This is a genomic window from Propionicimonas sp. T2.31MG-18 (genome assembly GCF_964266745.1).
Lineage (GTDB): Bacteria > Actinomycetota > Actinomycetes > Propionibacteriales > Propionibacteriaceae > Propionicimonas.
In genome coordinates, this window is record NZ_CAXWGX010000027.1 from 296384 (window position 1) to 321061 (window position 24678).

General features: G+C 73.0%; 25 protein-coding genes and 1 pseudogene. 11 read left to right on the forward strand and 15 right to left on the reverse strand.

All coding sequences use genetic code 11. The features are described from left to right. The first annotated feature begins 14 nt into the window (after window positions 1–14). From ACFQQJ_RS14350 to ACFQQJ_RS14360, 3 genes are all read left to right on the forward strand, one after another. Window positions 15–797: a glycerophosphodiester phosphodiesterase family protein gene (locus ACFQQJ_RS14350; protein ID WP_377107445.1), complete on the forward strand. Its 783-nt coding sequence runs from the start codon at window positions 15–17 to the stop codon at window positions 795–797. Next, window positions 794–2128 (forward strand): MFS transporter, encoded by a 1335-nt coding sequence (locus ACFQQJ_RS14355; protein WP_377107447.1) that lies wholly within the window; start codon window positions 794–796, stop codon window positions 2126–2128. The genes ACFQQJ_RS14350 and ACFQQJ_RS14355 overlap by 4 nt, the downstream gene beginning before the upstream one ends. A gap of 84 nt (window positions 2129–2212) precedes the next feature. Beyond that, window positions 2213–2548: an RNA polymerase-binding protein RbpA gene (locus tag ACFQQJ_RS14360; RefSeq protein ID WP_377107449.1), complete on the forward strand. Its 336-nt coding sequence runs from the start codon at window positions 2213–2215 to the stop codon at window positions 2546–2548. Window positions 2549–2589: 41 nt separating this feature from the next. Here ACFQQJ_RS14360 and ACFQQJ_RS14365 read toward each other — a convergent pair whose 3' ends face one another. The 3 genes and pseudogenes from ACFQQJ_RS14365 to lnt all read right to left on the reverse strand — a co-directional run bounded on the left by ACFQQJ_RS14365 (window position 2590) and on the right by lnt (window position 5550). Further along, window positions 2590–3126, reverse strand: a complete 537-nt coding sequence (locus tag ACFQQJ_RS14365) for an FxsA family protein (RefSeq protein ID WP_377107450.1) — start codon at window positions 3124–3126, stop codon at window positions 2590–2592. Between the two features lie 134 nt (window positions 3127–3260). After that, window positions 3261–4001 (reverse strand): annotated as a pseudogene (locus ACFQQJ_RS14370) (polyprenol monophosphomannose synthase); the annotation flags it as partial. Continuing rightward, the gene (lnt, locus tag ACFQQJ_RS14375) at window positions 3976–5550 is read right to left on the reverse strand and encodes an apolipoprotein N-acyltransferase (RefSeq protein ID WP_377107452.1); all 1575 of its coding nucleotides are present in this window, start codon (window positions 5548–5550) and stop codon (window positions 3976–3978) included. The gene lnt and the pseudogene ACFQQJ_RS14370, both read right to left, overlap by 26 nt. Window positions 5551–5639: 89 nt before the next feature. Here lnt and ACFQQJ_RS14380 point away from each other — a divergent pair, with 89 nt between their 5' ends. Next, on the forward strand, window positions 5640–6545 hold the full coding sequence (locus ACFQQJ_RS14380) for a 5'-3' exonuclease H3TH domain-containing protein (protein ID WP_377107454.1): 906 nt from the start codon (window positions 5640–5642) through the stop codon (window positions 6543–6545). A 16-nt stretch (window positions 6546–6561) separates the two neighbouring features. On the opposite strand, the gene metW is transcribed toward ACFQQJ_RS14380, so the two are convergent. Then, window positions 6562–7155, reverse strand: a complete 594-nt coding sequence (metW, locus tag ACFQQJ_RS14385; protein WP_377107456.1) for a methionine biosynthesis protein MetW — start codon at window positions 7153–7155, stop codon at window positions 6562–6564. Beyond that, on the reverse strand, window positions 7152–8300 hold the full coding sequence (locus ACFQQJ_RS14390; RefSeq protein WP_377107457.1) for a homoserine O-acetyltransferase: 1149 nt from the start codon (window positions 8298–8300) through the stop codon (window positions 7152–7154). Before ACFQQJ_RS14390 ends, metW begins: the two co-directional genes overlap by 4 nt. A gap of 105 nt (window positions 8301–8405) precedes the next feature. Between ACFQQJ_RS14390 and ACFQQJ_RS14395 the strand changes: the two genes are divergently transcribed. Then, window positions 8406–8873, forward strand: a complete 468-nt coding sequence (locus ACFQQJ_RS14395) for a GatB/YqeY domain-containing protein (RefSeq protein ID WP_377107459.1) — start codon at window positions 8406–8408, stop codon at window positions 8871–8873. A 131-nt stretch (window positions 8874–9004) separates the two neighbouring features. Here ACFQQJ_RS14395 and ACFQQJ_RS14400 read toward each other — a convergent pair whose 3' ends face one another. The 3 genes from ACFQQJ_RS14400 to ACFQQJ_RS14410 are packed head-to-tail and all read right to left on the reverse strand — an operon-like array spanning window position 9005 to window position 11408. Beyond that, on the reverse strand, window positions 9005–10267 hold the full coding sequence (locus ACFQQJ_RS14400) for an MFS transporter (RefSeq protein WP_377107461.1): 1263 nt from the start codon (window positions 10265–10267) through the stop codon (window positions 9005–9007). A gap of 11 nt (window positions 10268–10278) precedes the next feature. Continuing rightward, complete coding sequence (gene thpR, locus ACFQQJ_RS14405; RefSeq protein ID WP_377107463.1) at window positions 10279–10842, reverse strand: RNA 2',3'-cyclic phosphodiesterase; 564 nt, start codon at window positions 10840–10842, stop codon at window positions 10279–10281. Then, complete coding sequence (locus ACFQQJ_RS14410; RefSeq protein WP_377107464.1) at window positions 10839–11408, reverse strand: HdeD family acid-resistance protein; 570 nt, start codon at window positions 11406–11408, stop codon at window positions 10839–10841. The genes thpR and ACFQQJ_RS14410 overlap by 4 nt, the downstream gene beginning before the upstream one ends. Window positions 11409–11566: 158 nt before the next feature. Here ACFQQJ_RS14410 and ACFQQJ_RS14415 point away from each other — a divergent pair, with 158 nt between their 5' ends. The 3 genes from ACFQQJ_RS14415 to gnd all read left to right on the forward strand — a co-directional run bounded on the left by ACFQQJ_RS14415 (window position 11567) and on the right by gnd (window position 14688). Next, on the forward strand, window positions 11567–12460 hold the full coding sequence (locus ACFQQJ_RS14415) for a hypothetical protein (protein ID WP_377107466.1): 894 nt from the start codon (window positions 11567–11569) through the stop codon (window positions 12458–12460). Window positions 12461–12477: 17 nt separating this feature from the next. Beyond that, entirely contained in the window at window positions 12478–13719 is a 1242-nt protein-coding gene (locus tag ACFQQJ_RS14420) for an AI-2E family transporter (RefSeq protein WP_377107468.1), read from the forward strand. Between the two features lie 72 nt (window positions 13720–13791). Then, complete coding sequence (gene gnd / locus ACFQQJ_RS14425) at window positions 13792–14688, forward strand: phosphogluconate dehydrogenase (NAD(+)-dependent, decarboxylating) (protein WP_377107470.1); 897 nt, start codon at window positions 13792–13794, stop codon at window positions 14686–14688. 6 nt (window positions 14689–14694) lie between these two features. Here the strand turns inward: gnd and ACFQQJ_RS14430 are convergent, their stop codons facing one another. The 3 genes from ACFQQJ_RS14430 to ACFQQJ_RS14440 all read right to left on the reverse strand — a co-directional run bounded on the left by ACFQQJ_RS14430 (window position 14695) and on the right by ACFQQJ_RS14440 (window position 16987). After that, a complete protein-coding gene (locus ACFQQJ_RS14430) occupies window positions 14695–15219 on the reverse strand; it encodes an ion channel (RefSeq protein ID WP_377107471.1) in 525 nt (174 codons plus the stop codon). Further along, window positions 15216–16253 carry an alcohol dehydrogenase catalytic domain-containing protein gene (locus ACFQQJ_RS14435; RefSeq protein WP_377107472.1) on the reverse strand — a complete coding sequence of 346 codons (1038 nt, stop codon included), beginning with the start codon at window positions 16251–16253 and terminating at the stop codon, window positions 15216–15218. The genes ACFQQJ_RS14430 and ACFQQJ_RS14435 overlap by 4 nt, the downstream gene beginning before the upstream one ends. An 83-nt stretch (window positions 16254–16336) precedes the next feature. Continuing rightward, the gene (locus ACFQQJ_RS14440; RefSeq protein ID WP_377107474.1) at window positions 16337–16987 is read right to left on the reverse strand and encodes a class I SAM-dependent methyltransferase; all 651 of its coding nucleotides are present in this window, start codon (window positions 16985–16987) and stop codon (window positions 16337–16339) included. A 166-nt stretch (window positions 16988–17153) separates the two neighbouring features. Here ACFQQJ_RS14440 and ACFQQJ_RS14445 point away from each other — a divergent pair, with 166 nt between their 5' ends. Beyond that, window positions 17154–19553 carry a RyR domain-containing protein gene (locus ACFQQJ_RS14445; RefSeq protein ID WP_377107476.1) on the forward strand — a complete coding sequence of 800 codons (2400 nt, stop codon included), beginning with the start codon at window positions 17154–17156 and terminating at the stop codon, window positions 19551–19553. Here the strand turns inward: ACFQQJ_RS14445 and ACFQQJ_RS14450 are convergent. After that, window positions 19504–21294, reverse strand: a complete 1791-nt coding sequence (locus ACFQQJ_RS14450; RefSeq protein WP_377107478.1) for a glycerophosphodiester phosphodiesterase family protein — start codon at window positions 21292–21294, stop codon at window positions 19504–19506. The two genes, ACFQQJ_RS14445 and ACFQQJ_RS14450, sit on opposite strands and share 50 nt — an antisense overlap. Before the next feature lie 185 nt (window positions 21295–21479). On the opposite strand from ACFQQJ_RS14450, the gene ACFQQJ_RS14455 reads away from it, so the two are divergent. Both ACFQQJ_RS14455 and ACFQQJ_RS14460 read left to right on the forward strand, forming a co-directional pair. Next, complete coding sequence (locus ACFQQJ_RS14455; protein ID WP_377107479.1) at window positions 21480–22085, forward strand: AAA family ATPase; 606 nt, start codon at window positions 21480–21482, stop codon at window positions 22083–22085. Window positions 22086–22134: 49 nt separating this feature from the next. Continuing rightward, window positions 22135–22608, forward strand: a complete 474-nt coding sequence (locus ACFQQJ_RS14460) for a cupin domain-containing protein (protein WP_377107480.1) — start codon at window positions 22135–22137, stop codon at window positions 22606–22608. Window positions 22609–22610: 2 nt separating this feature from the next. Here ACFQQJ_RS14460 and ACFQQJ_RS14465 read toward each other — a convergent pair whose 3' ends face one another. From ACFQQJ_RS14465 to ACFQQJ_RS14475, 3 genes are all read right to left on the reverse strand, one after another. Then, window positions 22611–22850 (reverse strand): hypothetical protein, encoded by a 240-nt coding sequence (locus tag ACFQQJ_RS14465; protein ID WP_377107481.1) that lies wholly within the window; start codon window positions 22848–22850, stop codon window positions 22611–22613. 115 nt (window positions 22851–22965) lie between these two features. Then, window positions 22966–23454 carry a DUF305 domain-containing protein gene (locus ACFQQJ_RS14470; RefSeq protein ID WP_377107483.1) on the reverse strand — a complete coding sequence of 163 codons (489 nt, stop codon included), beginning with the start codon at window positions 23452–23454 and terminating at the stop codon, window positions 22966–22968. Window positions 23455–23629: 175 nt separating this feature from the next. After that, complete coding sequence (locus ACFQQJ_RS14475) at window positions 23630–24670, reverse strand: DMT family transporter (protein WP_377107485.1); 1041 nt, start codon at window positions 24668–24670, stop codon at window positions 23630–23632. Between the last annotated feature and the right edge of the window lie 8 nt (window positions 24671–24678).

A 24678-nucleotide genomic window follows, 5' to 3' on the forward strand; every position in this document is an offset into this window, starting at 1 on the left:
CATAGAGTGCAGCCGTGCAGCGCCGTCACCATCCGTACCTGGCGAGCGGGTTCGCCGCGATGGCGCACCGCGGCGGTTGGGTCACCCCCGACGACGTGCCTCGCGAGAACACCGCCTACGCCTTCCGCAGGGCCGTGGAACTCGGCTACCGCTACCTCGAGCTCGACGTGCACGCCACAGCGGACGGGCGGCTGGCGGTGTTCCACGACGCGGTTCTCGACCGGGTCACCGACGCCAGCGGAGCCATCGGCGACCACTCCTGGGCGGAACTGGCCGGCGTCCGGATCGGGGGCATGGACCCCATCCCGCTGCTGGAGGAACTGCTGGAGGAGTTCGGGTCCACGTTCCTGAACATCGACATCAAGGACGACCGCTCCGTGGCGCCGCTGGTGGACGTGCTGCGCCGCTTCGGCGCCACCGACAGGGTGTGCGTCGGGTCGTTCTCCGGAGCCCGGCTGGCCGCGTTCCGGCGCGCCGCCCCTGAGGTTCTGACCTCGGTCACCCCCGGCGGGGTCGCCTGGGCGACGCACGCCTTCGGCCTTCGCCGCCTGCGGCTGGACAAGGGCGCCGCCTTCCAGATCCCCGTCCGCGACGAGCGCACGCCGCTGGAGCTCGTGCGTGCCGACGTGCTGCGGGTGGCGCACGCCACCGGCCGCGTCGTCCACGTGTGGACGGTCAACGACGAGGCGGAGATGAACCGCCTGATCGACCTCGGGGTCGACGGGCTGGTCAGCGACGACATCACCACCCTGAAGAGGGTCCTGGTGGCACGAGGACTGTGGGAGGGCGCGGCATGAGGAGCACGAGGGAACAGCGGGCCTGGTACTGGTACGACTGGGCGAACTCGGCCTTCTACACCACCACGGCGACGGTGTTGATCAGCCCGTACCTGGTCAGCCTCGCCACCAACGCGGCCTGCCCGGACGTCGGCTCCGGGCAGTGCAGCCGCCCGGTGCTGCTGCTCGGCCTGGTGCCGGTCCTTCCGGGCGCGCTGCCGTCCCTGCTGGCGACGCTCAGCACCCTGATCTCCGCCGTCGTGCTGCTGTTCGTCGGGGCCGCTGCCGACCGTTCCGCCCATCCGCACCGCTGGCTGGGCGCGACGGCCTGGCTCGGCGCCGCCGCCGGGTCGCTGATGTTCTTCCTCATGGGGTCGAACTGGGAGCTGGGCGCCTGGTTGATGGTGATCAGCCTGATCGCCTTCGGCGCGTCCATCGTCGTCTATGACTCGATGCTGGTGCGCATCGCGGGTCCCGACGAGCGGGACCGGGTCTCCAGTCGCGGCTGGGCCTGGGGCTACGTCGGCGGCGGCCTGCTGCTGGCGCTCAACTTCGCCCTGATGAGCTTCTACCCCGCCCTCGGCATCGACAAGGCGATGGCGGTGCGGATCAGCCTGCTCTCGGCGGGCCTGTGGTGGGCCGCCTTCACGTTCATCCCCGTGCTGGGGTTGCGCTCGCTGCCCCGGGAGGTGCCGGTGGAGGTCGCGCGGCGCAACCCGTTCCGGCAGCTGGCCGCCACCTTTGCCGAGATGCGCCACTACCCGCAGACGCTGGCGTTCCTGCTCGCGTTCCTGTTCTACAACGACGGCATCCAGACGGTGATCGTGTCCTCCAGCGTCTACGCGATCCGCGAGCTGGGCATCGAGGAGAACCTCGTGCTGGCCACCTTCCTGCTCACGCAGTTCGTCGCCATCCTCGGTGCGCTCGGGTTCGGGTGGGTCGCGGCGCGGATCGGGGCGAAGCGGACGGTGCTGATCGGCATCGGCATCTGGCTGGTGGTCGTCCTGGTCGGGTTCGGGATCCCGTCCGGCGTCGTCGGCGCGCTTTTCGGACTCGGTGCGGCCATCGGGCTGGTGATGGGCGGCACCCAGGCGCTGTCCCGCTCGATGTACAGCCAGCTGATCCCCGCCGGGCGGGAGTCGGAGTACTTCAGCTTCTACCAGGCGATGGAGCGCGGCACGAGCTGGCTGGGCACGCTCGCGTTCGGCCTGGTGTTCCAGTTCACCCAGTCCTACCGGCTGGCGCTGGTGGCGCTGGTGGTGTTCTTCCTCGTCGGCGGCGCGTTGCTGGCGAGGGTCGACATGCGCAAGGGAATCACCGACGCCGGGAACGTGTTGCCCAAGGTGTTGTGACGGCATTGCCCGTCCCGGATACCCGGGGACGCGGCCCCGAGCGATTTGGGGCCGCTGGCTAGCGTGGCAACGGAGGGAGACACCATGGCTGATCGTGCACTGAGGGGATCCGGGCTCGGATCAAAGAGCCACGCCGACCCGAGCGGCGTGGAGCTCGCGCCGCGCCAGGAGGTCGGCTTCGACTGCCCGAAGGACCACCACTTCACCGTGGTCTTCTCCGAGGAGGCCGATCTGCCGACGACGTGGGAGTGCCCGCGCTGCGGTGAGGTGGCCCGACGCTCCGACGGCGCGGAACCGGAGGTCAAGGAGACCAAGGCACCCCGCACCCACTGGGACATGCTCCGCGAGCGCCGCTCGATCGAGGAGCTGGAGGACCTGCTCGCCGAACGCCTGGGCGAGATCCGCGGCGAGGACCGCTGACGGTTCCGGGACGCCGGTGAGGGGTCACGGGCGCCCCAGCGTCAGTCCTCGATCTCCCCGCTGATCACGCGCGGCTCCTGCGTGCCCGTTCCGGGCGCTGCGTCCGGTTGCTCGACCGTCTCTCCCCTGACCACCGTGTCGGGGCTGAACCGTGCCCGCATCACGCCGAGGTCGAGGCCCTGCCTCGCGGCGTGGCGGGCGACGACGAGGCCGATCAGGCGCCGGGCGAGGGGACGCGTCCACGGCAGCAGGCAGACCAGGCCGACCAGGTCGGTGAAGAAGCCGGGCAGGATGAGCATGAGGCCACCGACGAGCACCAGGGCGGCGTCGGCGAGCTGGCCGCTGGGCATGCGTCCGGTCTCGTAGGCGTCGACGAGCGCGCGCCAGGCCTTGCCGCCCTCCCGCAGCATGAGCCAGGTGCCGAGCACCGCCTCGGCGAGGAGGATCGCGAGCGTGGGCAGCACACCGATCCGGGTGCCGACGGTGGTCAGCAGCCACACCTCCGCCACGGAGACCAGGACGAAGCCGGCGACGAGCAGGGGCAGCAGCCACCGCCGCGCGCGGCGGGGCGCCGTCACGATCGCGCTCCCCCGGCCTTCCGCTGCTCGAGCCAGCGGGACACGCGCCCGCGCAGTCGACCCACCGCGCGGCCGGCGTCGGAGGCGGCGTTCTTCGCAGCCGGGCCGACCGTGTCGGCCACCCTCCCGGCCGCGTCCCTCGCCTGCCCGAGACGGTAGGTGACACCCCACCGCGTGGTCAGCAGCATCGCCTCCGCGACGATCGCGCCGCTCATCTTGGAGTCGCCGTACTCGCGCTCGATGAAGGTGATCGGCACCTCGGCGACGGTGAAGCCGTTGCGCAGCGCCCGCCACACGAGGTCGACCTGGAAGCCGTACCCGGCAGCCTCGACGCCGTCGAGGTCGATGCCGCGCAGCGTGTTGGCCCGCCAGGCGGTGAACCCGCCGGTGGCATCCTTCACGCGCAGGCCGAGCATCAGCCGCGTCCAGAGGTTGCCGCCCCGGGAGAGGAGCTCGCGGTGCAGCGGCCAGCCCTTCGTCGCGCCGCCACGCACGTAGCGGGAGCCCTTCACGGCGTCCGCGGTGCGCAGGCGCTCGAGCATGGCCGGCAGGTGCTCGGGCTGGTGCGACCCGTCCGCATCGTGCTCGACGAGCACGTCGTAGCCCTCGTTCAGGCCCCAGCGGAAGCCGGCGATGTACGCCGCGCCGAGGCCCTCCTTGCCCTTGCGGTGGAGCACGTGGATGTGATCGTCGGACGCGGCGAGCTCGTCGGCGAGCCGCCCCGTCCCGTCCGGGGAGTTGTCGTCGGCGACGAGGATGTGCGCCGTAGGTACCGCCGCCCGGATCCTGCCGGTGATCGGACGCAGGTTCTCCGATTCGTTGTAGGTCGGGATGATGACGAGCACTCGCTCAAGCGACGCTGCCGAGTCGGCCATTCTCTTCTCCAGGTGACGGTGCGGATCTGCCCATTCTGCCCCATGCGAGAGCGAGCCCGAGGCCAAGGAGCGACAGGACGACGATCGCGAGCTCGAGGGCCGGGGCGAGCCAGGTGGCGGGGGTGAGGCCCGTGCGCTCGGGGAGGGTGACCACCCCGGAGGCGCCCACGTGTTCGGGGCCGGTGAAGGCCACCGAGCCGTCGGCGTTGATCAGGCCGGACACCCCGCTCGTGGTGACGACCAGCACTTCGCGGCGCAGTTCCATCGCCCGCGCGCGGGTGATCGCGAACTGCTGCTCGATCTGGCCGGTGCCCTGGTACATGGCGTTGCTGGACTGGACAAGGATGAGCTGGCCGCCGTACCGGACGGTGTCGTACGCGAAGTCGTCGTAGACCAGGTCGTAGCAGACCATGATGCCCAGGGTGGTCCCGCGCCCGTCGGGCAGGGTGACCGGCAGCGCCCCCGGCACCAGCCCGGGCACCGACTGGGCGCCGACGTAGGCCAGCTCGGGGACCAGCGGCAGCAGCAGGGAGCGGTACGGCACGAACTCGCCGAACGGCACGATGCCGCGCTTGACGTAGCGCGCCAGTTCGCCCTGCTCCGGATCCCACCACAGGGACGCGGTCTGTCGCTCGTCGGGCCCGGGGCCGTCGAGGATCGCGCCGAACAGGATCGGGACGCCCAGCCGGGCAGCGGTCGAGCGGATCAGGGTTCCGGTCTGGGCGTCGCGGTAGGGGTCCATGTCCGTGGTGTTCTCCGGGAACACCACGAAGTCGGGAGCCGGCAGCTCTCCGGCGTCCACCTTGTCGCGCAGACGGCCGGCCTCCGCAGCGTGGTTGCGCGTGATCGTCCGAGGCTCGCCCAGGCCGTAGACGCCGCCGCCCGGCGCGCCACCCTGCACCCAACCGACGTTCGCCGTGCCCACCTGGGCCCCGGCGGGGACGAGGCCGCCGGCCGCGGAGAGCAGGGCGGCCGCGGCCAGCCCGGCGATCGCGACCAGGCCGCGCCGGCGCGTCCAGGCCTCGAGCAGCCAGACCGCACCCTGCGCGACCAGTGCGGTGAGGAACGACAACCCGGTCACGCCGATCAGGGGCAGCACCCCGGCGAGCGGGGAGTCGACCATCGCGTAGCCCAGCCGCATCCAGCCGAAGCCGGTGAACGGGAACCGGGCGAAGGTGAACTCCACGGCAACCCAGCAGCCCGCGGCGAGCAGGGGCCACCACGGCAGGCGGAAGGCCACCTTCAGCAGGCCGCCCAGCACGCCGTAGAAGACCGCCTCGACCATCACCAGGCCGACCATCGCCTGGACGAAGATGACCTGCATCCAGCCGACGCCGAGCAGGAGGAACCCGACCCCCCAGGCGTACCCCAGGCCGATCGCCCCGGCGACCCGCCGGGCGGCGAGCACGACGAGGGTGAGCCCGGCCACGCCGAGCGGGGTGAGCGGCCACCAGCCGTGGGGCTGGAACCCGAGGGCAGCGAGGGCGCCGCAGACGAGGGCGATCGCCGTCCGCAGGGCACCAGGCATGCCCGCCAGCCGATCGATCACGCAGCGAACCCTACCGGGCCGGTGGGAACCTCCCACGCCGGGGCCCCTGCGGCGCTGACAAGCGGCGCCCCGTGCGGCAGCATGGGGCGATGGCCGAACCCCGTCTGCTGCTGTTCGACACCGCGTCGCTCTACTTCCGGGCGTTCCACGGCGTGCCGACCACCCTCCGGTCGCCGGACGGGCGTCCGGTCAATGCGGTGCGGGGGTTGCTGGACTTCCTCGCCCGGTTCATCACCGCCTACGCGCCGACGCAGGTCGCCTGCTGCTGGGACGACGCGTGGCGTCCGGCCTGGCGGGTGGCCCTGCTCCCGTCCTACAAGGCGCACCGCGTCGCCTACCGCGACGTCGAGCAGGTGCCGGAGGAGCTCGTCGCACAGGTGCCGCTGATCCGCGAGGTGCTGGCCGCCCTCGGCCTCGTCGTGGTGGGCGCGACCGACTGCGAGGCCGACGACGTGATCGGGACGCTCGCCACCGCCTCCGCCGTGCCGACCGACATCGTCACCGGCGACCGCGACCTGTTCCAGCTCGTCGACGACGACCGGTCCGTCCGCGTGCTGTACGTCGGCCGCGGCGTGGCGAACCACGACCGGGTGGACGCGGACTGGCTGCGCGCGAAGTACGGCATCGACGGCGCCGGCTACGTCGACTTCGCCGTGCTGCGCGGCGACCCGTCGGACGGCCTGCCGGGCGTGGCGGGCATCGGCGAGAAGACGGCGGCACGCCTGGTGGCCGACCACCGGGACCTCGCGGGGATCATGGCGGCCGCCGCGTCCGGGCGGCTCTCCCCCACCCTCACGGCACGCCTCGCCGCGGCCGTCGGATACCTGGGTCCCGCGCAGGAGGTGGTGGCCGTGCGGACCGACGTCGCGCTGCCGCCGCTGGACCTCACTCTGCCGAGGACGCCGTCCGACCCGCAGCGTTTCGCCGACCTCGCAGAACTGCTGGGCCTCGGCGGAAGCGCAGAGCGCATCGTCGCGGCGCTCGCGCGCGGCTGACGGACGGGCCGTCGGCTCAGCCGGCGCGCAGCACGTAGACGGCCGACCCGCCGGTGATGTTGGCGAGCCGGTCGCTGGGCAGCGGCCGTCCCGTGGGGTGCAGCACGATCCGCTGCTCGATGACCAGCCCGAGGCGCGCGAACAGCTCCTCGAGCTCGACGAGGGTGGTGTGCCGCAGGTTCGGGGTGTCGTACCAGGCGTGCGGGATCTCCCGCGACATCGGCATGCGGCCGCGCAGCAGGCGCAGCCGGTGGCGCCAGTAGCCGAAGTTGGGCACCGACACGATCAGGCGCCGGCCGATGCGCTCCATGTGCTTGAGCACCTCCACCGGGCGGTGCAGCGTCTGGACCGTCCGCGAGAGCACCACCACGTCGTAGGAGTGGTCGGCGAAGTCGGCCAGTTCGGAGTCGAGGTCGAGTTCGATCACCGGCACGCCCGCAGAGATCGCTGCCAGCACCAGCGGCGGGTCGATCTCCACGCCGGTGCCGCGACAGCCGTGCTCCGCGATGAGCTCGGCCAGCAACTCGCCGGAGCCGCAGCCGAGGTCGAGCACGCGGCTGCCCGAAGGGATGAGGCCTGCGACCAGGCCGAGGTCGGGACGCAGCGTCATCGCCGGACCTCCTTCAGCGCGCGGTCGAGGTAGGCCCGCAAGGTCGCGTGGTAGGGCTCGACGGCCAGCAGGAACGAGTCGTGGCCCCACGTCGAGGGGATCTCCCGGAACGTCACCGGCTGGCCGGCGCGTTCCAGCGTCCTCACGATGCGGCGGGAGTGATCCGTCCCGAACCGCCAGTCCGTGGCGAAGGAGAGCACCAGCCACTTCACCGCGCGGTCGCCCACGCGGGCGAGGGCCTCCGGGTCGGCGAACGGGTCGAAGTAGTCCATCACCCGCGTGAGGTAGAGGTAGCTCAACGCGTCGAACCGCTCCAGGAACGCCTGCCCCTGGTGGTCGAGGTAGCTCTCGACGGCGAAGTCGATGCCGAAGCCGGGCTCGTGCGCGTCCGGGTGCGGCTGGCGTCCGAACTTCTCGGTGAGCGCGTCCTCGGACAGGTAGGTGATGTGGGCCATCATCCGGGCGATGGACAGGCCGGTGTCAGGGTTGACGCCGGCGGCCGCGTACGCACCGTCCACGAAGTGGGGGTCGGCCATGATCGCACGGCGGGCGACGGCGGAGAAGGCGATGTTCTGCGCGGTGAGCCTGCTCGATGCGGCGATCACGACGGCGTTCGCGACCTCCTCGGGGTGGTCGAGCGCCCACTGGAGCACCTGCATGCCGCCGAGCGAGCCGCCGAGGGCCGCCAGGAGCCGCCCGATGCCCAGGTGCCGCACAAGCGCCCGGTGCACCTCGACGAGGTCGCGCATCATCAGCACGGGGAAGTCGAGCCCGTACGCGGCGCCGGTGGCCGGATTGGCCGAGGAGGGGCCGGTGCTGCCCTGGCAGCCACCGATCAGGTTCGCGCAGACGACGAAGAAGCGGTCGGTGTCCAGCGGCTTGCCGGGGCCGATCAGGTTGTCCCACCAGCCCGGGCGGGTGGCACCCTCGTGGTAGCCGGCCGCGTGCGCGTCCCCGGTGAGCGCGTGGCAGATGAAGACGGCGTTGTCGGCCGCGGGCGACAGGGTGCCGTAGGTCTCGTACGCGACGTCCACCGGGCCGAGCGTGCCGCCCCGCTCCAGGCGGAGGGGCTCCTCGCCGGTGAACAGGCGCACGGTCCGGGTGCTGACCAGGCCGACGGACCCGGTTCCCGGCTTCGCTTGCATCCTGTTGGTCCTCTTCCCACGCGCTCGGCGGGCTCACTATAGCCGCGTCGGGTGGCACCTCCCCGACGTGGAACAATGGCGTGGCACGCAGCGAAAGGGCGAGTGATGAGCGAATTGGCTGACCGGATGCAGGCCGACCTGGTGGCGGCGATGAAGGCCAGGGACGACCTCGTCCGCTCGACGCTGAGGATGGCGATGACCGCGATCAAGAACGAGGAGGTCGCCGGGACCGAGGCCCGCGAGCTCTCCGACAACGAGGTCCTCGGCGTGCTCAACCGTGAGGTGGCCAAGCGTCGCGACTCGGCCGAGGCCTACACAGCAGGCAACCGTCCGGAGCTGGCCGAGAAGGAACTGGCCGAGGTCGAGGTGCTCCAGCGCTACCTGCCCGCCGCGCTGACCGACGCCGAACTCGACGCCATCGTCGCCGAGGAGGTCGCCGCCGCGGCGGCCCGGGCCGGCGAGGCGCTCACCATGCGCCAGATGGGCCTGGTCATCAAGGCCGTGAATGCCCGCGCCGCCGGACGCGCCGAGGGCGCCAAGGTCGCCGCGAAGGTCAAGGCCGCACTCAGCTAGCTCCTCGCCCATCTCCGTCCCGGCCGCCCCTCCCCCCGTTCCCGCTGCCGATCGCAACTCCCGCTACCGGAATTTCGGTAGCGGGAGTTGCGATCGGGGGCAAACGCGGGCGTGGGGGTGGGAAGCGCGGGTCAGGCAGGGCGGTAGCGCCAGAAGGCGGGGACGGCAGCCGCGACGGCAAGGGTGAGGACGATCACCAGGAGGCCGCCGCCGCCGATGGCCCAGGCCGTGCCCACCAGGCCGGCGGCGTAGCCGTGGAGGACGTCGGCGATCCGGGGGCCGCCGGCCACCACCACGATGAACACGCCCTGGAGGCGGCCGCGCACGGCGTCGTCGGCGGCGGCCTGGAGCATCGACTGCCGGAACGCTGCGGACGCCATGTCGGCGGCGCCCCCGACCACGAGGAACGAGACCGCTGCCACCAGCATCGGCAGCTGCCAGCGTCCGGCGAGGGCGACGGCGGCCCCGAGCCCGGTGATCGCCGCGCCCCAGACCAGGATGCAGAGCACGACCGCCCGTCCCTGCCGGGTGACCCGGGGCAACCACCCTGAGAACACGCCCCCCAGCACCGAGCCGATCGGGATCGCCGCCATCAGCCAGGCGAACTCCGTCCCGCCCTCGATGGGTCCACCGAAGGCGACATGGGCCACTTCCGGGGCCAGCGCGCGCGGCATGCCGAAGATCATCGCGACGAGGTCGACGACGAACGAGGTGAGCAGGATGGGGTGGCCGCGCAGGTAGGCGAAGCCGTCCACGACCGAGCGCAGGCCGGGTGATCCCACCCGGTTCTCCACGGGCAACCCGGGCAGGCGCCAGACGGCGGACAGCGTCGCGAACAGCGTGAGGGTGTCGATGAGGTAGAGCCAGCTGTAGCCGACGACGGGGATCAGCGCGCCACCCACCATCGGCCCGGCGATCGCCCCGGCCATCATCACCGTCATGTTCAGCGAGTTCGCCGCAGGGAGCTGTTCGACCGGCAGCAGGCGGGGCAGGACGGCGCTGCGCGTGGGCTGGTTCACCCCGAAGAACGCCTGCTGGAGGGCGAAGAGGCCCAGCATCACCCACACGTTGCGCAGGTCCAGGGCCGCCTGGAGCCAGAACAGCCCGCTGGTGACGATCAGCCCGACCGTGGTGACCTGGAGCAGGAGGCGCCGGTCGAAGTGGTCCGCGAGGGCGCCGCCCCACAGTCCGAACACCACCAGCGGCACGAGCCCGAACAGCCCGGTCAGTCCGACGTACCCCGAGTTGCCGGTGATCGCGTAGATCTGTGCCGGCACGGCCACGACCGTCAGTTGCGCGCCGATCACCGTGATGATGTTGGCCCGCCACAGCCGACGGAAGGGCGCGTTGGCGAGGGGTGTGGTGTCCGCGAAGAGTCCCCTGATGCCTGCCACGAGCGCGGAGCCTAGCCGAGTGTGCCGGAGAGCCGGTGCTCCCGGAGCGTCCGGTACCCGGCGCCACCGGGGAGCGAGCGCGAGTGGACGAGGCTGAACCCGTCGACCGTCCAGGCCTGCGGAGGGAGGGCGTCCAGGACACGCAGCCACCGGGTGGCCGACGCCGGACGGGTCCGGGCGAGGGTGAGGTGCGGACGGAAGCGCCCGCCGTCGACCTCGACGCCGCACCCGGACACGGCCGTGCGGCAGCGGCCGGCGAGGCGGGCGAGCGGGTCGGACCCCTCGCGGACGCCCAGCCAGAGCGCCTTGGCGTGGTCGGGATCGGGGAACGCGCCGGCTCCGGCCACGACGACCTCGAACGGCGGGGTCCGCTCCGCCACCGCGTCCAGGGCCTCGGCGAGCGCGTCCAGGGCCGTCTCGGGGACGGCCGGCATGAAGGCGCACGTCACGTGCCAACTCTCGGGCAAGGTCCAGCGCAGCGACGGGTCGGCATCGCGCCGGGGCTCGAGAAGCGTGTCCCAGGCCGCCACCACCGGCGGGGGCGGGACGACGGCCACGAACAGGCGCAGGCTCACGACAGCAGTTGCAGCAGCTCGTCCCGGTTGCGACGGAGCTGGACGGCGCCGAAGACCATCACCGCCCCGGCAGCGAGCATGAACACGCCCACCGTGACCGCGAGGAAGGCCGCGCCGGTATCGGGGTTGACCAGGAAGTACAGGCCGAGCAGCGCGGTGATCGCCCCCGAGATGAGCACCCACAGCCAGCTGCGCTGGCCGGTCGAGCGCAGCTGGATCGCGACCGCCACCTGGAACAGGCCGACCACCAGCGCCCACATGGCGAGGAAGATCACGATGACCGCAGCGAGGGTCTGGGGACGCGCGATCGCCAGCAGGCCGAGCAGGATCCCCGCGATGCCCTCGAACAGGATCCAGCCCCAGCTGGTGCCCCGGAAGAAGATGCCGGTGCCGAGCGCCACGAGGCCGTCGATGAGGCTGAAGACGCCGAAGACGGTGAAGAAGGCCTGGACGGTCACCCCCGGCCACAGGATGGCCACCAGCCCGAGGGCGATGGCCAGCACACCCCGCAGGAGGTTCAGCCACCACAGCCTCGAGACGAGGGCCTCCGGGGTGGTCGTGCTCATGAACTGCTCCTTCCGTGGGCGTCCTCCGGGAGTCTAGGGCGTCACCCTGCACCTGCGGTCACGCATCTACCCAAGCCATGCACGAATGCGCACGTTTCAGGTGCATGGTGGCAGCCGCGTGAAAGCGTAGGACAGACCCCTGACGCCCGGAGCACCACATGCCACCACGGAACTGGCCGCGTTTCGCCGGCCTGGCCGCGCTGTGGGGTGCCTCGATGGTGGCGCTGTGGATCGCTGTCGGCGGGCTCGGCTGGGCCCTCGCCGCGGTGCTGCAGTGCCTGGTTGTCGCGGCCACCGTCGCCCTCGCGTCACGAGGTGCCGGTGCCCGGGTGCGGCTGGGCGGGCCGGCCGTCCCCGTGCTGGTCACCGCGCTGGCCCTCGCCGTCCAGTCGGCCGGACTCGCGGTGGCCCTGGGACGCCTGGGCGTGGCGCCGGCGGTGCTCGTGCTCAGCGCGATGCCACTGTTCGCGGCCCTCACCGGGCAGGTCTGGGGCATCGACCGGATCACGGGCGTCACGGCGGCGGGGCTGGGCGTGGGCTTCCTCGGGTTGCTCTTCGTGGTGGCCTTCCCCGCGGACGGGGATTCCTGGGCCTTCATCACCGGGGTTCTGTGCGGACTCGCGAGTGCGCTGGCGGCCGCCTTCGTCAGCCGCTACGGGCCGCGCCGCCTCGGGGCGGATCCGGGACGGGCGGTGACCGCCAACCTGCTCGCCGCAGCCGTGCTCTCGCCCTGGCTCGTGGTGGCGGGCATCGGCATGCCCGGCCTCGGGGAGGTCGCGGCGCTCGGGCTGATCGCCCTTGCCGCCGTGGGCATCGCACCGATCCTCATCGTGCCGCCGCGCGATGCCGCGGCCGCCCGCTTCACCAGCGGGGTGAAGCTCACCGGCATGGTCCTGGCCCTCGGCGTGGGGCTGGTGGCCCTGGGCGACCGGCTGACCGCCCTGCAGGTGGTCGGCGCGGTCCTCGTGCTGTGCGGCACGCTCCTGGTGAGCGCCCTGCTGCCGCCCCGACTGCTCAGGCGGTGGCGGTCTTCGGGCGTCCCCCGGGCCTGAGGCCCTACGCTGCTCGCATGGCCGATACCGAGCAGACGAGGGCCGAGCTGACCGACCCCTCCGCCGACGGCGCGGACGGTGCGTCCGGCGTCCCCTCCCCCGCCCCCACGCCGACGGGCGGGACGCCTGTGCCGACCCCCGCCCCCGTGCCGACCGGCACGCCCGCGGCGCCCACCTCCCGTGTGAGCAGGGTGTTCGTCGACTTCGGGCACCCCTTCGTCTGGGGCTTCACCGCGACCGTCGGCGCGCTGGTCGCCTGGTCACTCGCGGGGGCGATGGCGTCGCTGTCGACCGTTCTGGTGTCTGTCGGAGCCGCGCTGTTCATCGCCATGGCCCTCGATCCCATGGTCCGCTGGCTGGAGGGCCACGGGATGTCCCGTGGCCTCAGCATCGCCGTGGTGTTCGTCGGCTTCGCCGTCGCCTTCGGAGCGGTGATCGCGCTGATCGTGCCGACGGCTGTCGTGCAGATCTCGCAGTTCGCGTCCGCCGTGCCCGGCTACATCTCCGACCTCCAGGACGCCGCGTGGTTCAAGAACCTCGTCGCGGCCAGCGGGCAGAGCGACATCTACCAGAACCTGCTGAACCAGGCGCGTGCGTGGCTGTCCAACCCGGCCAACCTCCTCGCCATCGGCGGCGGGGCGCTCGCGGTGGGCACCGGGGTCGTGAACGCGGTCTCCGGCACCCTGATCGTGCTGGTGCTGACGCTGTACTTCCTGGCCTCGCTGCGGACGATGATGCACGCGATGACCCGGCTCGCGCCGGCACACGCCCGCGCACAGCTGGGTGAGATCACCGAGCAGATCACCGAGTCGGTCGGCGGCTATGTCTCCGGCATGGCGGTCCTGGCGTTCTTCAACGCCGTGTTCTCGTTCATCCTGCTCACGGTGCTCGGTGTCCCGTTCGCCGCACTGCTCGCCTTCCTCGCCCTGCTGATCACGATGATCCCGATGGTCGGGCCGGCGCTGTTCTGGATCCTCGCGACCAGCGTCTCGCTCTTCCACTCCTGGTGGATCGGGCTGATCTTCGCCGCGGTCTACTTCGCCTACATGCAGGTCGAGGCCTACGTGATGACCCCGCGGGTGATGACGAAGGCCGTCGACATCCCCGGCTCCCTCGTCCTGATCGGCGCCATGGTCGGTGGCACCCTGCTGGGCCTGCTGGGCGCGCTGGTGGCGGTGCCGGTGACCGCGTCGCTGCTGATGATCGTGAACAAGGTCTATGTGCCACGGCAGGACGAGAAGCTGGTGCGCTGGGGCTGATCGAGCGCCCTCCGCGGGTACAGGGCCTTGCGGCGCGGTCGTAGCCTGAACCCGACACCGAGGAGGCGCACGATGCAGTTGGGCATGGTCGGACTGGGACGCATGGGCGGCAACATGGCCGAGAGGCTGCGCGCCGCGGGCCACGAGGTGGTCGGCTACGACACCAATCCCGAACTCTCGCAGGTGCCCGACCTGGCGGGCCTGGTCGCGCGGCTCACGGACAGCCCGCGCGTGGTGTGGGTCATGGTGCCGGTGCAGTTCCTCGACCAGGTGCTGGACGACCTCGGCGCACTGCTGTCCGAGGGCGACATCGTCATCGACGGCGGCAACAGCCGGTGGACCGGCGACGCACCCAGGGCGGAGAAGCTGGCCGCACGCGGCGTCCGTTTCATCGACTGCGGGGTCTCCGGCGGCGTGTGGGGAACGGAGTACGGCTACGCCCTGATGTGTGGCGGCGACGCTGCGGACGTGGCCGTCGTGCAGCCGGTCTTCGACGCGCTGAAGCCCGCCGGCGAGCACGGCTTCGTGCACGCCGGCTCCCATGGTGCCGGTCACTTCGCGAAGATGGTCCACAACGGCATCGAGTACGCGATGATGCAGGCCTACGCCGAGGGCTGGGAACTCCTGGAGAAGGCGGACGTCGTGACCGACGTCCCCGCGGTGTTCGACAGCTGGCGCGAGGGAACCGTGATCCGGTCCTGGCTGCTCGACCTCATCGCTCGCGCCCTGGCCGACGACCCGGGCCTGGAGCGGATCCGCGGCTACGCCGACGACTCCGGCGAGGGCCGCTGGACCGTCGACGCCGCCATCGACCTCGGCGTGCCGGTGCCGGCCCTCACCGCCGCGCTGTTCGCCCGCTTCGTCTCACGCCAGGACGAGTCGCCGGCCATGAAGCTCGTGGCGGCGATGCGCCAGCAGTTCGGCGGCCATGCCGTGCAGTCCGAGTCGCCGGACGTCGCCGCGGTCTGAGCCGCGTCAGGCGGTGTCGTCGCCGCCGTCCTCCCTGCGGTGGGCCCTTTTCTGCTGCAACCGGGCCTGGAACAGGCTCACGAGCGAGGCGACGAAGGCCAGGTTGAAGGCCATCTGGACGGTGACCACCGCGCGGGCCACCTGCCCCGTGGCCGACACGTCGCCGAAGCCCACCGTGGACACCGTGGCCATCGACAGGTACAGCGCGTCCAGGCGAGTCGCGAGGCCGGTGAACTGGCCGGGGTCGGACGCCGCGAGCAGGAGGTACACGGAGGCGAAGCTGACCAGGGCGACCTCGAGGATGAGCGCCAGGTGCACCAGTTGCAGTCGCTTCTCGGCGCGGCGCAGCTCGTCCACGGTCACCCACGCCACGAGCGCGAGGCCGGCCAGGCTTGCCACGATGCCGGCCACGAACCCGATCGGGGCGTCCTCGCTGACCGGCGAGAGAAAGTAGATCACCAGGACCGCCACCGGCAGCGCCACGCGGTTCAGCCAGGGGCGCCGCAGCCCCGTCCCCGCGTTCGCGCTCACCGGAGGCCCACCTGGGCCACCACGATGCCCCCGGTACCGGACGGGTTGTCCATGGCCGCCAGCTCCGCCCCGGCGTCGGCGAGTCCGACGACGCGGCCCAGCAGCGGCCGCGGGTCGAGGGTGCCCCCGGCGATCAGGTCGAGCATCGCGGGGTAGTCGCGGGCGGCCATCCCGTGGCAGCCGGCGAGGCGGAGCTCGCGGGACACCACGACGTCCCAGGGCAGCGGTGTGGCGAGGTGCTCACCGAACATCAGGCCCACCTGAAGGTGGCGTCCCCTGCGCCGCAGCCCGCGGATGGACGCGGTCGCCGTTGCGGCAGAGCCGAGGGCGTCCATCGAGACGTGGGCGCCGCCTCCCGTCCGGGCGACCACGGCGTCCACAGGGTCCGCACCGACCGGCACGGGCCAGGCTCCGAGCGCTTCCGCGCGCGCGAGGGCGTCGCCGGAGACGTCGAGCGCCAGCACGCGCGCCCCGAGCGCGACCCCGATCTGGACCGCGGACAGGCCCACGCCCCCGCAGCCGTGGACGGCGAGCCACTCCCCTTCGCGCAGGCCGGCCTGGGCGGTGAGGGCGTGGTAGGCGGTCGCGAACCGGCACCCCAGGCTGGCCGCGGTGACCGCGTCGATGGTGTCGGGCAGGCGCACGAGATTGAAGTCGGCGGCCGGCACGGCGACGTACTCTGCGAAGGACCCGGGCCCGGTGAAACCGGGCTGGGTCTGCGCGGGGCAGACCTGCGCCTGGCCGGCCAGGCACCACTCGCAGCGTCCGCAGCCGTTGACGAACGGGACGGTGACCCGCTCCCCCACGGCGAAGTCCCGGACGCCCGGTCCGACCTCAGCGACCACCCCGGCGAATTCGTGGCCGGGGATGTGCGGGAGCGCCACCGGGTCGTGCCCGCGCCACGCGTGCCAGTCGGACCGGCACACCCCCGTCGCCTCCACGGCGATCACGGCCCCGTCGGCCGGGCAGGCCGGCTCAGGGACGTCGAGGAGTTCGGGCATCGTCCCGATCGAGGAGTAGACCACTGCGCGCACGGGAGCGTTCTACCAGACCGGGCGGCCCCCGACGCGACGGTGCCGACGGGCGAGCCCTGACCACCCGCGAGCCCCGGCGGGCCTCACTCCCCCGTGTCGCCGACGTGGGGTGAGGAGTGGCGGCGCGCGAGGACGATGGCGTCCTCCAGGTCGGCCGGCTGCCCGTCCGGGCCGGTGGCGGACCGCTGGCGCGTCTCGGCCACCAGCGCCTCCCACTCCGTCGGACGCAGCCCGAGGGCCTCAAGCTCCTCGTCGGGGGTGTGGAAGTCGTGGTGGTGGCTGTCCAGCGCGGTCGCCCACGGCGGGGGTGCGGCGTGGGTCACCAGGAGCAGGTAGCCGCCCGGCGCGACCGCCCCGGCGGCCCTGCGCAGGATCTCGTCGCGCGGCAGCTCGACCGGCGATTGCAGGAAGAAGGCGCTGACCAGGTCGAACGTCCCGCCCGGGGACCACTCGGCCAGGTCCTGGGCGACCCAGGTGATGCGGTCAGCGGGGACGCCGAGGTCGGCGGCCGCGGCCCGTCCCCGCTCGACGGCGGTGGTGGAGATGTCGACGGCCGTCACCCGCCAGCCCTGCTGCGCGAGCCACACGGCGTCCCCGCCCTCACCGCAGCCCAGGTCCAGCGCCGTGCGTGGCGTGAAGCCGGAGACGAGGTCGACCAGCACCTGGTTGGCCCGTCCCGACCAGACCTGCGGCCTGCTCGCGTAGCGCTCCTCCCAGAACTGCACCGCTGCCATGGTTCTCCTCCCTCACTGGCCGCCCATCGTACGGCGCGTCCGGGCTGTCCTCCGCGCCGTGCGGCGCGCGTGACACGAAGCAGCAATTGAGCCCCGTCCCGTCCCCTGCGCCCGGCCCGGCCGCCACGGCTATCGTGAGGCCGACACCACGGCCGGCGGAGGTTCGATGGGTCCCGACAGCGCACAGTCGCGGCGGTGGGGAGCGGTGACCGTCGTCGCTGTCGCCTGCCACGCCGCCCTGCAGGCCTGGCTGGTGGTGGCGGCACTGTCCCCGGGCCTCCTCGCGTCCGTCCCGCAACCCCTCGCCTGGATCGCCCGGCCGGGCTCGGTCGGGGCGATGACCGTCGTCCTCGGAGTGGGCGCGGTGGCCTTCGGGCTGGTGGTGGCGACGCGCTGGAGGGCCCCCGCGCGGGTGCCGTTCCTGCTGTCGGCCTGGAGTGCGGGGACGGCCGTGCCGCTCGCTGTCGCCGCCTACCTCCCGTGCACCGGCGACGGCCCACCCCTGTGGGACGCGCTCAGCAACGCCTTCGCGCTGTTCCTCGGCTCGTTCGAGCAACCCTTCGGGCCCGGTCAGGCCTGCGCCTATCCGACCCCGCTGGCCCTCCAGGTCGCCCGGCTGCTCGCGATCCTGGCCACCCTCAGTGGAGCGACGTCCGTGCTCTTCTCCGTCTCCCGCTCGCAGCTCGACCGGCTGGCCGCCCTGCGCGCGCGCCGCCTGGTGGCGGTGGTGGGTGCGGACGCGTCGTCGTGGCCGCTCGTGCAGCACGTCGCCCGCTCGGCCGGACGCGGCGTGCGGACCGTCCTGCTCACCGGCGAGCCCGAGGCCCACGCCCGGGCGGCCCCGAGCGACGGCGTGCTGGTGTGGCGCACCCCCGGCGACGACCCGCTCGCCCTGCGGGACGGGTTCCCGTGGAGGCGGGCGGTCCGGTGCTACCTGCTGGCTTCCGACGGGGGCGCCAACCGCGCGCTCGCCCGCCAGTTGCGCGAGGCACTGCCGCCCGGCGCGCCCGGCTCCCCGCGGCTGCCGGTCGTCGCCCGGATCGACGACCCGTGGCACGCCGACGACTTCCGCCGCGGGTCCATCGGCGATGCGCGCGTGGTGTTCGACGCGGTCGGCACGCACGAGTCCACTGCCGGGCTCCTCGTGGAGCGGATCCGGGGCGTGCCGGGGGTCACCGACCTCCTGCTGGTCGGCGAGGGCGCGCTGGCGCTGGCGGTCCTGGCAGAGCTGTCGCAGGCCGGTCGCGAGGCCCGGTACCTCGACGGCGCCGCGGTCCTCCCGCGGGTGCGGCTGTTCGGTCCCGGCGCCGCCGACCTCCTCGCCGACCACCGGGTGCGCCAGGGGCGGTTCGCCTCCGACCCGGTGGCCGTCGACGTGGCGTCGGGCAAAGCGTCGCTCGACGATCTGGAGCCCGCTCTCGCCGGTGTCGGCACGGCCGGCGGGCGCGCCGTCGTCGTGGTGGCGCAGGAGGGGTCGAGACTCGGGACGAGGCTCTCCGTCCGGCACCCGGAGCTGTCGGTGTTCGAGCTCGCGCAGGGCGCCGGGGAGCTCGGCGGGGAGGAGACGGCGGCCGGTGGCCTGGTCGAATTCGCCCTGGCCCTCGCCCCGTCCACCGGCAGGGGCGCGGACGCCTGGGAGCGCGCCGCGCGGGCCGTCCACGAGCGCTACCGCCGGCGCTTCCCGAGCGCCGCCCACGCGAGCCCGTGGGAGGAACTGCCGGAGTTCTACCGGGAGTCGAACCGCCGGCAGCTGTCGAGCATTCTGGACGGCATGGTGGCGCTCGGCCGCACGTGGTCCCCCGCCTCCCCGGAGGACACCCCGTTCGACGAGGCGCGCATCACCTCAGGCAATGACGAGGACCGGATCGCCGAGGGATCGCGGCTGTTCCAGCTCTCCGAGCAGGAGGTGGCCGCCCTCGCCGCCGCCGAGCACGAGTCGTGGCGCGCGCACCACCTCACCGAGGGGTGGCGCCAGGGGCCGCGCCGGGACGACGACGCGCGGCGGCACCCCGACCTGTGCGGCTGGGAGGAGCTCGCGGAGGCCTCGCGGCGCAAGACCATGGCCGGAGTCGTCGACACGCTCTTCCGGCTGCGCGCCCTTGGCTACCGGGCCGTGCCCGCCGGGCCGGCCGTGGGCTGGGCGCGCTACCGCCGGGTGGGCGAGGTGCAGGCGTCCCGGTTGGACCGGCACCACTCCTGGCGGTCCACGGACGGCGCGGACCTGGCCGGCGTCCCCGGTGACTGGCTGGTGACCGACCCGTCGGGAGGGACGCGGACGGTGACGGACGCGAGCTTCCGCGCGACCCACGAGCACGATCGCGGCGACACCTGGCGCCGGACCGGCGTCGTCGAGGCCCGTCCCGTCCTTCCGGGCGAGCGCGTCGACACGCAGGAGGGTCCGGTCGACGCACGAGGCCCGGGGTGGGTCCTGCGGGACGGGGACGGGCACGCCTGGGTCGTCGGGGAGGAGCACTTCCGGGCCGCCTACGCCCCGGCCGGCGGCCCCGCGGCCGCGGTCAGCGCTGGGCCAGCCACTCCTCCAGGCGGGACGGGTACGCGGTCATGATGATGTCCGGGCGCTGCGCGGTGAACGTCGCCCACTGGGCGGGGTCGTTCAGCACCCACACCATCACCTTCACACCGATGGCCTGGAGCTCCCGGAGGTAGGACGGCGTCGCCACACCCTGCTCCACGCCCACGGCCCACAGCCCTTCGTCCGCCAGCGACGAGGCCGGGACCTGGCGGCCCGAGACGAACAGCATCCGCTTGTACGCGGGCGCGGCCCGGGCGACGTCGTCGAGCCACTCGCGCGAGAACGAGGTGATGACGGTCCGCTCACGCAGGCCGTAGCGGACCGGCGCGGCCAGGAACTCCTCGCGCTGCGCCGTGGTCTGGGCGGTCTTGACCTCGAGGAACACCATGGCCTTCCCGCTGGCGGCGGCGATCCCCTCCAGGGTCGGGTCGAGCCGCGGCACGGGGTACTGCGCGGGGTCGGTGGAGGTCGGCTTGGACTTGCAGAGCCGGTTCAGGTCCTTCCAGGTCGTCCGGGACACGCGCACCGCTGCGCCACCGCAGTCCAGCCCCTTGGTGGCCTGTTCGTCGTGCACGAGGACGGCGACGCCGTCGGAGGTGAAGCGGACGTCGGTCTCCACCGAGAACCCGTCGGCCGCCGCGGCCTCCATCGCCTGCTGGGTCTCGAACTGGTGCTTCTCCAGGCCCCCGCGATGGGCGAGGATCATCGGCACGGCGGCGTCGCCGCCGGAGGCCGGGCTGGGCGTGGTGGTCACCGGGGCCGTTGGGGTGGCCGGGGCGGATGCCTCCGGTGACGGGGTCGCCGCCGCGACGGGCGTGCCACGGGGCCACAGGACGACGGCGGAGGCGACGAGCACGAGCACCGCCACCGCCGCGCCCACCAGGACGAGCACCCGGGGACGTCCGGGTGCTGCGGGGCTCCCCGCCTGCGGCGACGATCCCCCGACGGGCCGGACGGGCACGGCACCACCGGGCTGGGCGTCCGGGGGTGCGGGCCCCGGGTCCGCGGGCGGGCCGAAGACCGGGAGCGGGGGGCGAGTCGTGGCGGAGGGCGCCGCCGATGGTGGTGCGGTCGATGGCGGTGTCGCCGACGGGGGTGTGGCCGGGGCGGGAGGTGCCTCCTCCCGGGCCGGGGTGCGCGCGTCCCCACCCGGAGGGTCGGAGGCCGATGACGCGTCTGGCGGAGGCGCGGACGGCGCTGCCGGCCCGGGCGCGACGACCGGCACCACGGCGGGCGGCCGAACCGCGGGCGCATCCGGGGGCGGGACGGCCGGCGCCGCCTCGGGGAGCCGGGCAGCCGCCCCCGTACCCATGGTCGCGGCGAGGGTGGCGAGGAGCCGATCGGTGTTGAAGCCGACCGGGCTGATCTCGACCGCCTGGCGGCGGGTGAGGGGCAGCAGGTCGGGCGGGAGCTCGTCCGCCTGTGGCATCGCCGCGCCGTCGACCAGGATCGGGACGACCCGCACGCCGCGGGTGAGCGCGGCGGTGAGCTCGAGGCGGACGAAGTCGTCGGGGTCGTCGAGCCTGCGCCGTCCCCGCGCGTCGGTCATGGTGGCCCACCGGTTGCCGATGAGAGCGAGCAGGACGTCGCACGCGGCGACGGCGTCGGTGATCCGCTCCACGAAGTCGTCGCCGGGGTCGATGTCGTCGACGTCCTTGAAGACCGACCCCGCGCCGAAGCGGGCGACGAGCACCTCGTAGAGCTGCCGGGCCGGCCAGGCCGTCTCCTGGCGCCGGTAGCTGATGAAGATCTTGCCCTGCCTGCCCTCCGGCACTGGGGCCCCTTCCTCCCAGGGAGGTTGTCGCCATGCTAGGCCGGGAACGCCTCCGTCCGACGGTGGCAATTTGGCACCCGGCCGGGCACTCGCCGCGGGACGAGCGGGCCTCCGGCGGCGGACGGCGGGTCGGCGTAGGGTGCGAAGTGACCGCCGGGACGCCCGGGGGCCGGAAGGAGCGGGCCATGCAACCCTCGATCGTGATCAACCGCGAGTACGGCAGCGGCGGGCGCGAGGTGGGCCGGCTGATCAGCGAGCGCACCGGCATGCGGTTCTACGACACGCTGATCCTCCAGGAGGCGGCCAGCCGCCGCGGCCTGCCCGCGGACCTGCTGTCGAGCTTCGACGAGCGCATCGCCACCGGCCAGTTCTTCGACCTGTCGATCATCGGCGGGTCGGACCCGGAGACCTACTCGCTGCCCTTCCGCATGTACGCGGCGATCGCCGAGGTCGTGACCGAGGCCGCCCAGACTGCTCCGGCCGTGTTCATCGGACGCTGCGCCGACCAGATCCTGCGCGACGCGAACCTCCGCTTCCGGAACGTCTTCATCTACAGCACCGACCTGGAGCGCAAGATCGAGCGCGCGGTCGAGGTGGACGGGGTGGCACGCAAGGACGCGGAGCGCCACATCGCACGGATGGACAAGGCCCGCGTGCGCTACCAGCAGTTCCTCACCGGGACGCGACTGGGCGACTACCGCACGTACGACCTGTGCCTGAACACGGGTCGCCTGGGCTACGCGACGTGCGCCGACATCATCCTGGCCGCGGACGCCGCCGCCCCGTCCTGAGCGACCCGGGAACCGCCCGCTCCCTGCCCCGGGCGAGCAGAATGGCAGCATGAAGATCATCGACAACGGTCCCCTGCCCAACGTCTTCGACCTGGAGACGGCGACGGTCGAGAACACCACCTACCGGACGGTCGCCTGGACCGGGAGGTACCTCCAGGTGACCCTGATGTCGATCCCGCCCGGCTCGTCCATCGGGCTCGAGGTGCACCCGGAGACCGACCAGTTCGTGCGGATCGACGCGGGTCGCGGGCAGGTGCTGATGGGTCCGGCGGAGGACGACCTCGGCTTCCGCGCCGACGTCAGTGACGGCTGGAGCGTCCAGGTTCCCGCCGGCAGCTGGCACGACATCGTCAACACCGGCGAGGAGGACCTGCGCCTCTACGTCGTGTACGCGCCGTCGCACCACGCGTCCGGCATCGTGCAGCAGACCTCCGCGGACGCAGAGCGCGACGAGGACTCCGGCCGCGACGAGCCGCCCTCCTGGACGGTCCAGCCCTCGGTGCCGACGGACGGGAAGTCCTGACCTCAGGCGTCCGACCGGTCGAGGACGAACGCCGCGACGTCGTCCAGCATCTCGACGAGGTGTTCTGGCTGGCCCGTCCACACCTGTCGGGAGGTGGGCAGGCCGGCGAGGATCATCGACGCGGTGAGGTCGTCGATCGCCATCCCGCGGGGCGCGGGGCGTAGTGCGATGGCGCGGGCCCGCTCCCGCTGCACCGGGCTGAGCCCGTCCCACCACGTCTGGAGCGCGCGTGCATCGGCCATGCGCTGATTGTGGCCGTAGCGCGACGCTCCCGTGCGGTGCGAACGCTGGACGGACGCGTCCCGCACGAGGGCACCGTCCCGGCAGGGCCGTTCCCGCGTCCGGGCGCGGACGGTCTCAGCGAGGCAGCTGCTGGAGGTACTGCTTCATCTCTGCGATCTCGGCCAGCTGGGCGTCGATGATGCGCTGGGCGAGGTCCTTGACCCTGGGATCGCTCAGGCGGGCCCGCTCGCTGGTCAGCACGGCGATCGAGTGGTGCGGGATCATCGCCTCCATCCACTGCCGGTCGCCGATCGTGGCCTGCGTCCGGACCAGCCAGAGGCCCGCACCGAACAGCACCACCGCCGCGGCGACGACCGTAAGGTTCATCAGCCGGTCGCGGTACATCCGGCGCATGAAGGCCAGCATGACGACGGCCATCACTGCGGTCGACATCATCGTCATGAACAGCCGCGTCCAGCTGAAGTAGGCGTGGTCGAGCTCATAGGTGTTGAAGTACATGACCACGTACATCAGCACGGCGGAGGTGAAGATCATCGCGGCGAACCGGAGGTAGGACCGGCGATCCTGGCGGCGGCCTGGCTGGTCGGTGCGCGGGGCGTCCATGGGGGTCTCCTCTCTCTTCGGGCCCGGGTGTGCGTGCCCTCCGTCCCCGTACCCCCGGGCAGGCGGGCCGACGCGCACCGTCAGGATGCGTGGGGTGCGTGCAGGGCTGCGGCCGCGGGGTTCACCTGCCCGGTCCGTGCCGGCGGGGTTCACCTGCCCGGTCCGTGCCGGCGGGCTAGTGGTCGTGGCGGTGGTGGGCGTCCGGGTAGTGGGGATGGGCGTGGCTGAGCTCGGCGTGCTCATGGGCGTGCCGGTGCCCGCGGCTGGTGACCGGCGGGGCGTCCGGGCCGTGCGGGTGGTCGTGGTGGCCGTCGTCGTGGGTGTGCCAGTGGTCGTGGGTGAGCGCGGGGTGGGTGTGCTCGTGGACGTGGCGCTCGCGCAGGTGAAGCCAGACCCCGACACCCATCAGGGCCCCGGCCACCAGGAGGGGCACGGTGACGGGGTCGCCCAGCGCAACGGCGAGCACGGCACCGAAGAAGGGGGCGACGGAGAAGTAGGCGCCCGCGCGGGCGGTGCCGAGGTGGCGCAGGGCGACGATGAACAGCGTGAGGCTGACGCCGTAGGCGAGGAAGCCGACGCCGGCGGCGGCAGCGATGTTGGCGGCGGCGGGGAGGGTGGACCCGAGCAGGAGGGCGAGCACGAGGTTGGTGGGCCCGGCGACGAGTCCCTTGACCGCGGCCAGCCAGGTGGCGTCCGTCAGCGACACCTTGCGGGTGAGGTTGTTGTCGATCGCCCAGCCCAGGCAGGCGCCCAGGACGGCGAGCCCGGCCCAGGGCGAGCCGAGCTCGACACCCATCGGGACGACGAGCACGACGGCACCGGCGACGATCGCGAGCATGCCGAGCGCGACCCAGCGGTCGACGTTCTCACGGAACACGACCCAGGCGATGAGTGCGGTGAAGACGCCTTCGGCGTTGAGCAGCAGCGACGCCCCCGTCGCCGGAAGCTGGGTGAGGCCGACCATCAACAGCACCGGAGCGAGGACGCCGCCGAACACGACGGCGCCGGCCAGGGGCAGGCGGTCGGCGCGCGGCAGGCGGACGCGTTCTGCCCGCCGGGCCAGACGCCAGGCGGTCAGGCCGAGCCCGGAACCGGTGTAGAGCAGCCCGGCGAGCATCCACGGGCTCACCGAACCCAGCAGGAGCTTCGCGACCGGGGCGCCCGCGCCGAACAGGAGGGCAGCCACCAGGGCTGCGCGGACTCCCGCGTTGCGCATCCGGGCCT

Excerpts from the sequence above, each read along its gene's own strand:
- ACFQQJ_RS14355 (WP_377107447.1), top strand. The coding sequence starts at position 794 with ATGAGGAGCACGAGGGAACAGCGGGCCTGGTACTGGTACGACTGGGCG.
- ACFQQJ_RS14360 (WP_377107449.1), top strand. The coding sequence starts at position 2,213 with ATGGCTGATCGTGCACTGAGGGGATCCGGGCTCGGATCAAAGAGCCAC.
- ACFQQJ_RS14380 (WP_377107454.1), top strand. The coding sequence starts at position 5,640 with ATGGCCGAACCCCGTCTGCTGCTGTTCGACACCGCGTCGCTCTACTTC.
- metW (WP_377107456.1), bottom strand. The coding sequence starts at position 7,155 with ATGACGCTGCGTCCCGACCTCGGCCTGGTCGCAGGCCTCATCCCTTCG.
- ACFQQJ_RS14390 (WP_377107457.1), bottom strand. The coding sequence starts at position 8,300 with ATGCAAGCGAAGCCGGGAACCGGGTCCGTCGGCCTGGTCAGCACCCGG.
- ACFQQJ_RS14395 (WP_377107459.1), top strand. The coding sequence starts at position 8,406 with ATGAGCGAATTGGCTGACCGGATGCAGGCCGACCTGGTGGCGGCGATG.
- ACFQQJ_RS14410 (WP_377107464.1), bottom strand. The coding sequence starts at position 11,408 with ATGAGCACGACCACCCCGGAGGCCCTCGTCTCGAGGCTGTGGTGGCTG.
- ACFQQJ_RS14415 (WP_377107466.1), top strand. The coding sequence starts at position 11,567 with ATGCCACCACGGAACTGGCCGCGTTTCGCCGGCCTGGCCGCGCTGTGG.
- ACFQQJ_RS14420 (WP_377107468.1), top strand. The coding sequence starts at position 12,478 with ATGGCCGATACCGAGCAGACGAGGGCCGAGCTGACCGACCCCTCCGCC.
- gnd (WP_377107470.1), top strand. The coding sequence starts at position 13,792 with ATGCAGTTGGGCATGGTCGGACTGGGACGCATGGGCGGCAACATGGCC.
- ACFQQJ_RS14440 (WP_377107474.1), bottom strand. The coding sequence starts at position 16,987 with ATGGCAGCGGTGCAGTTCTGGGAGGAGCGCTACGCGAGCAGGCCGCAG.
- ACFQQJ_RS14445 (WP_377107476.1), top strand. The coding sequence starts at position 17,154 with ATGGGTCCCGACAGCGCACAGTCGCGGCGGTGGGGAGCGGTGACCGTC.
- ACFQQJ_RS14455 (WP_377107479.1), top strand. The coding sequence starts at position 21,480 with ATGCAACCCTCGATCGTGATCAACCGCGAGTACGGCAGCGGCGGGCGC.
- ACFQQJ_RS14460 (WP_377107480.1), top strand. The coding sequence starts at position 22,135 with ATGAAGATCATCGACAACGGTCCCCTGCCCAACGTCTTCGACCTGGAG.
- ACFQQJ_RS14465 (WP_377107481.1), bottom strand. The coding sequence starts at position 22,850 with ATGGCCGATGCACGCGCGCTCCAGACGTGGTGGGACGGGCTCAGCCCG.
- ACFQQJ_RS14470 (WP_377107483.1), bottom strand. The coding sequence starts at position 23,454 with ATGGACGCCCCGCGCACCGACCAGCCAGGCCGCCGCCAGGATCGCCGG.
- ACFQQJ_RS14475 (WP_377107485.1), bottom strand. The coding sequence starts at position 24,670 with ATGCGCAACGCGGGAGTCCGCGCAGCCCTGGTGGCTGCCCTCCTGTTC.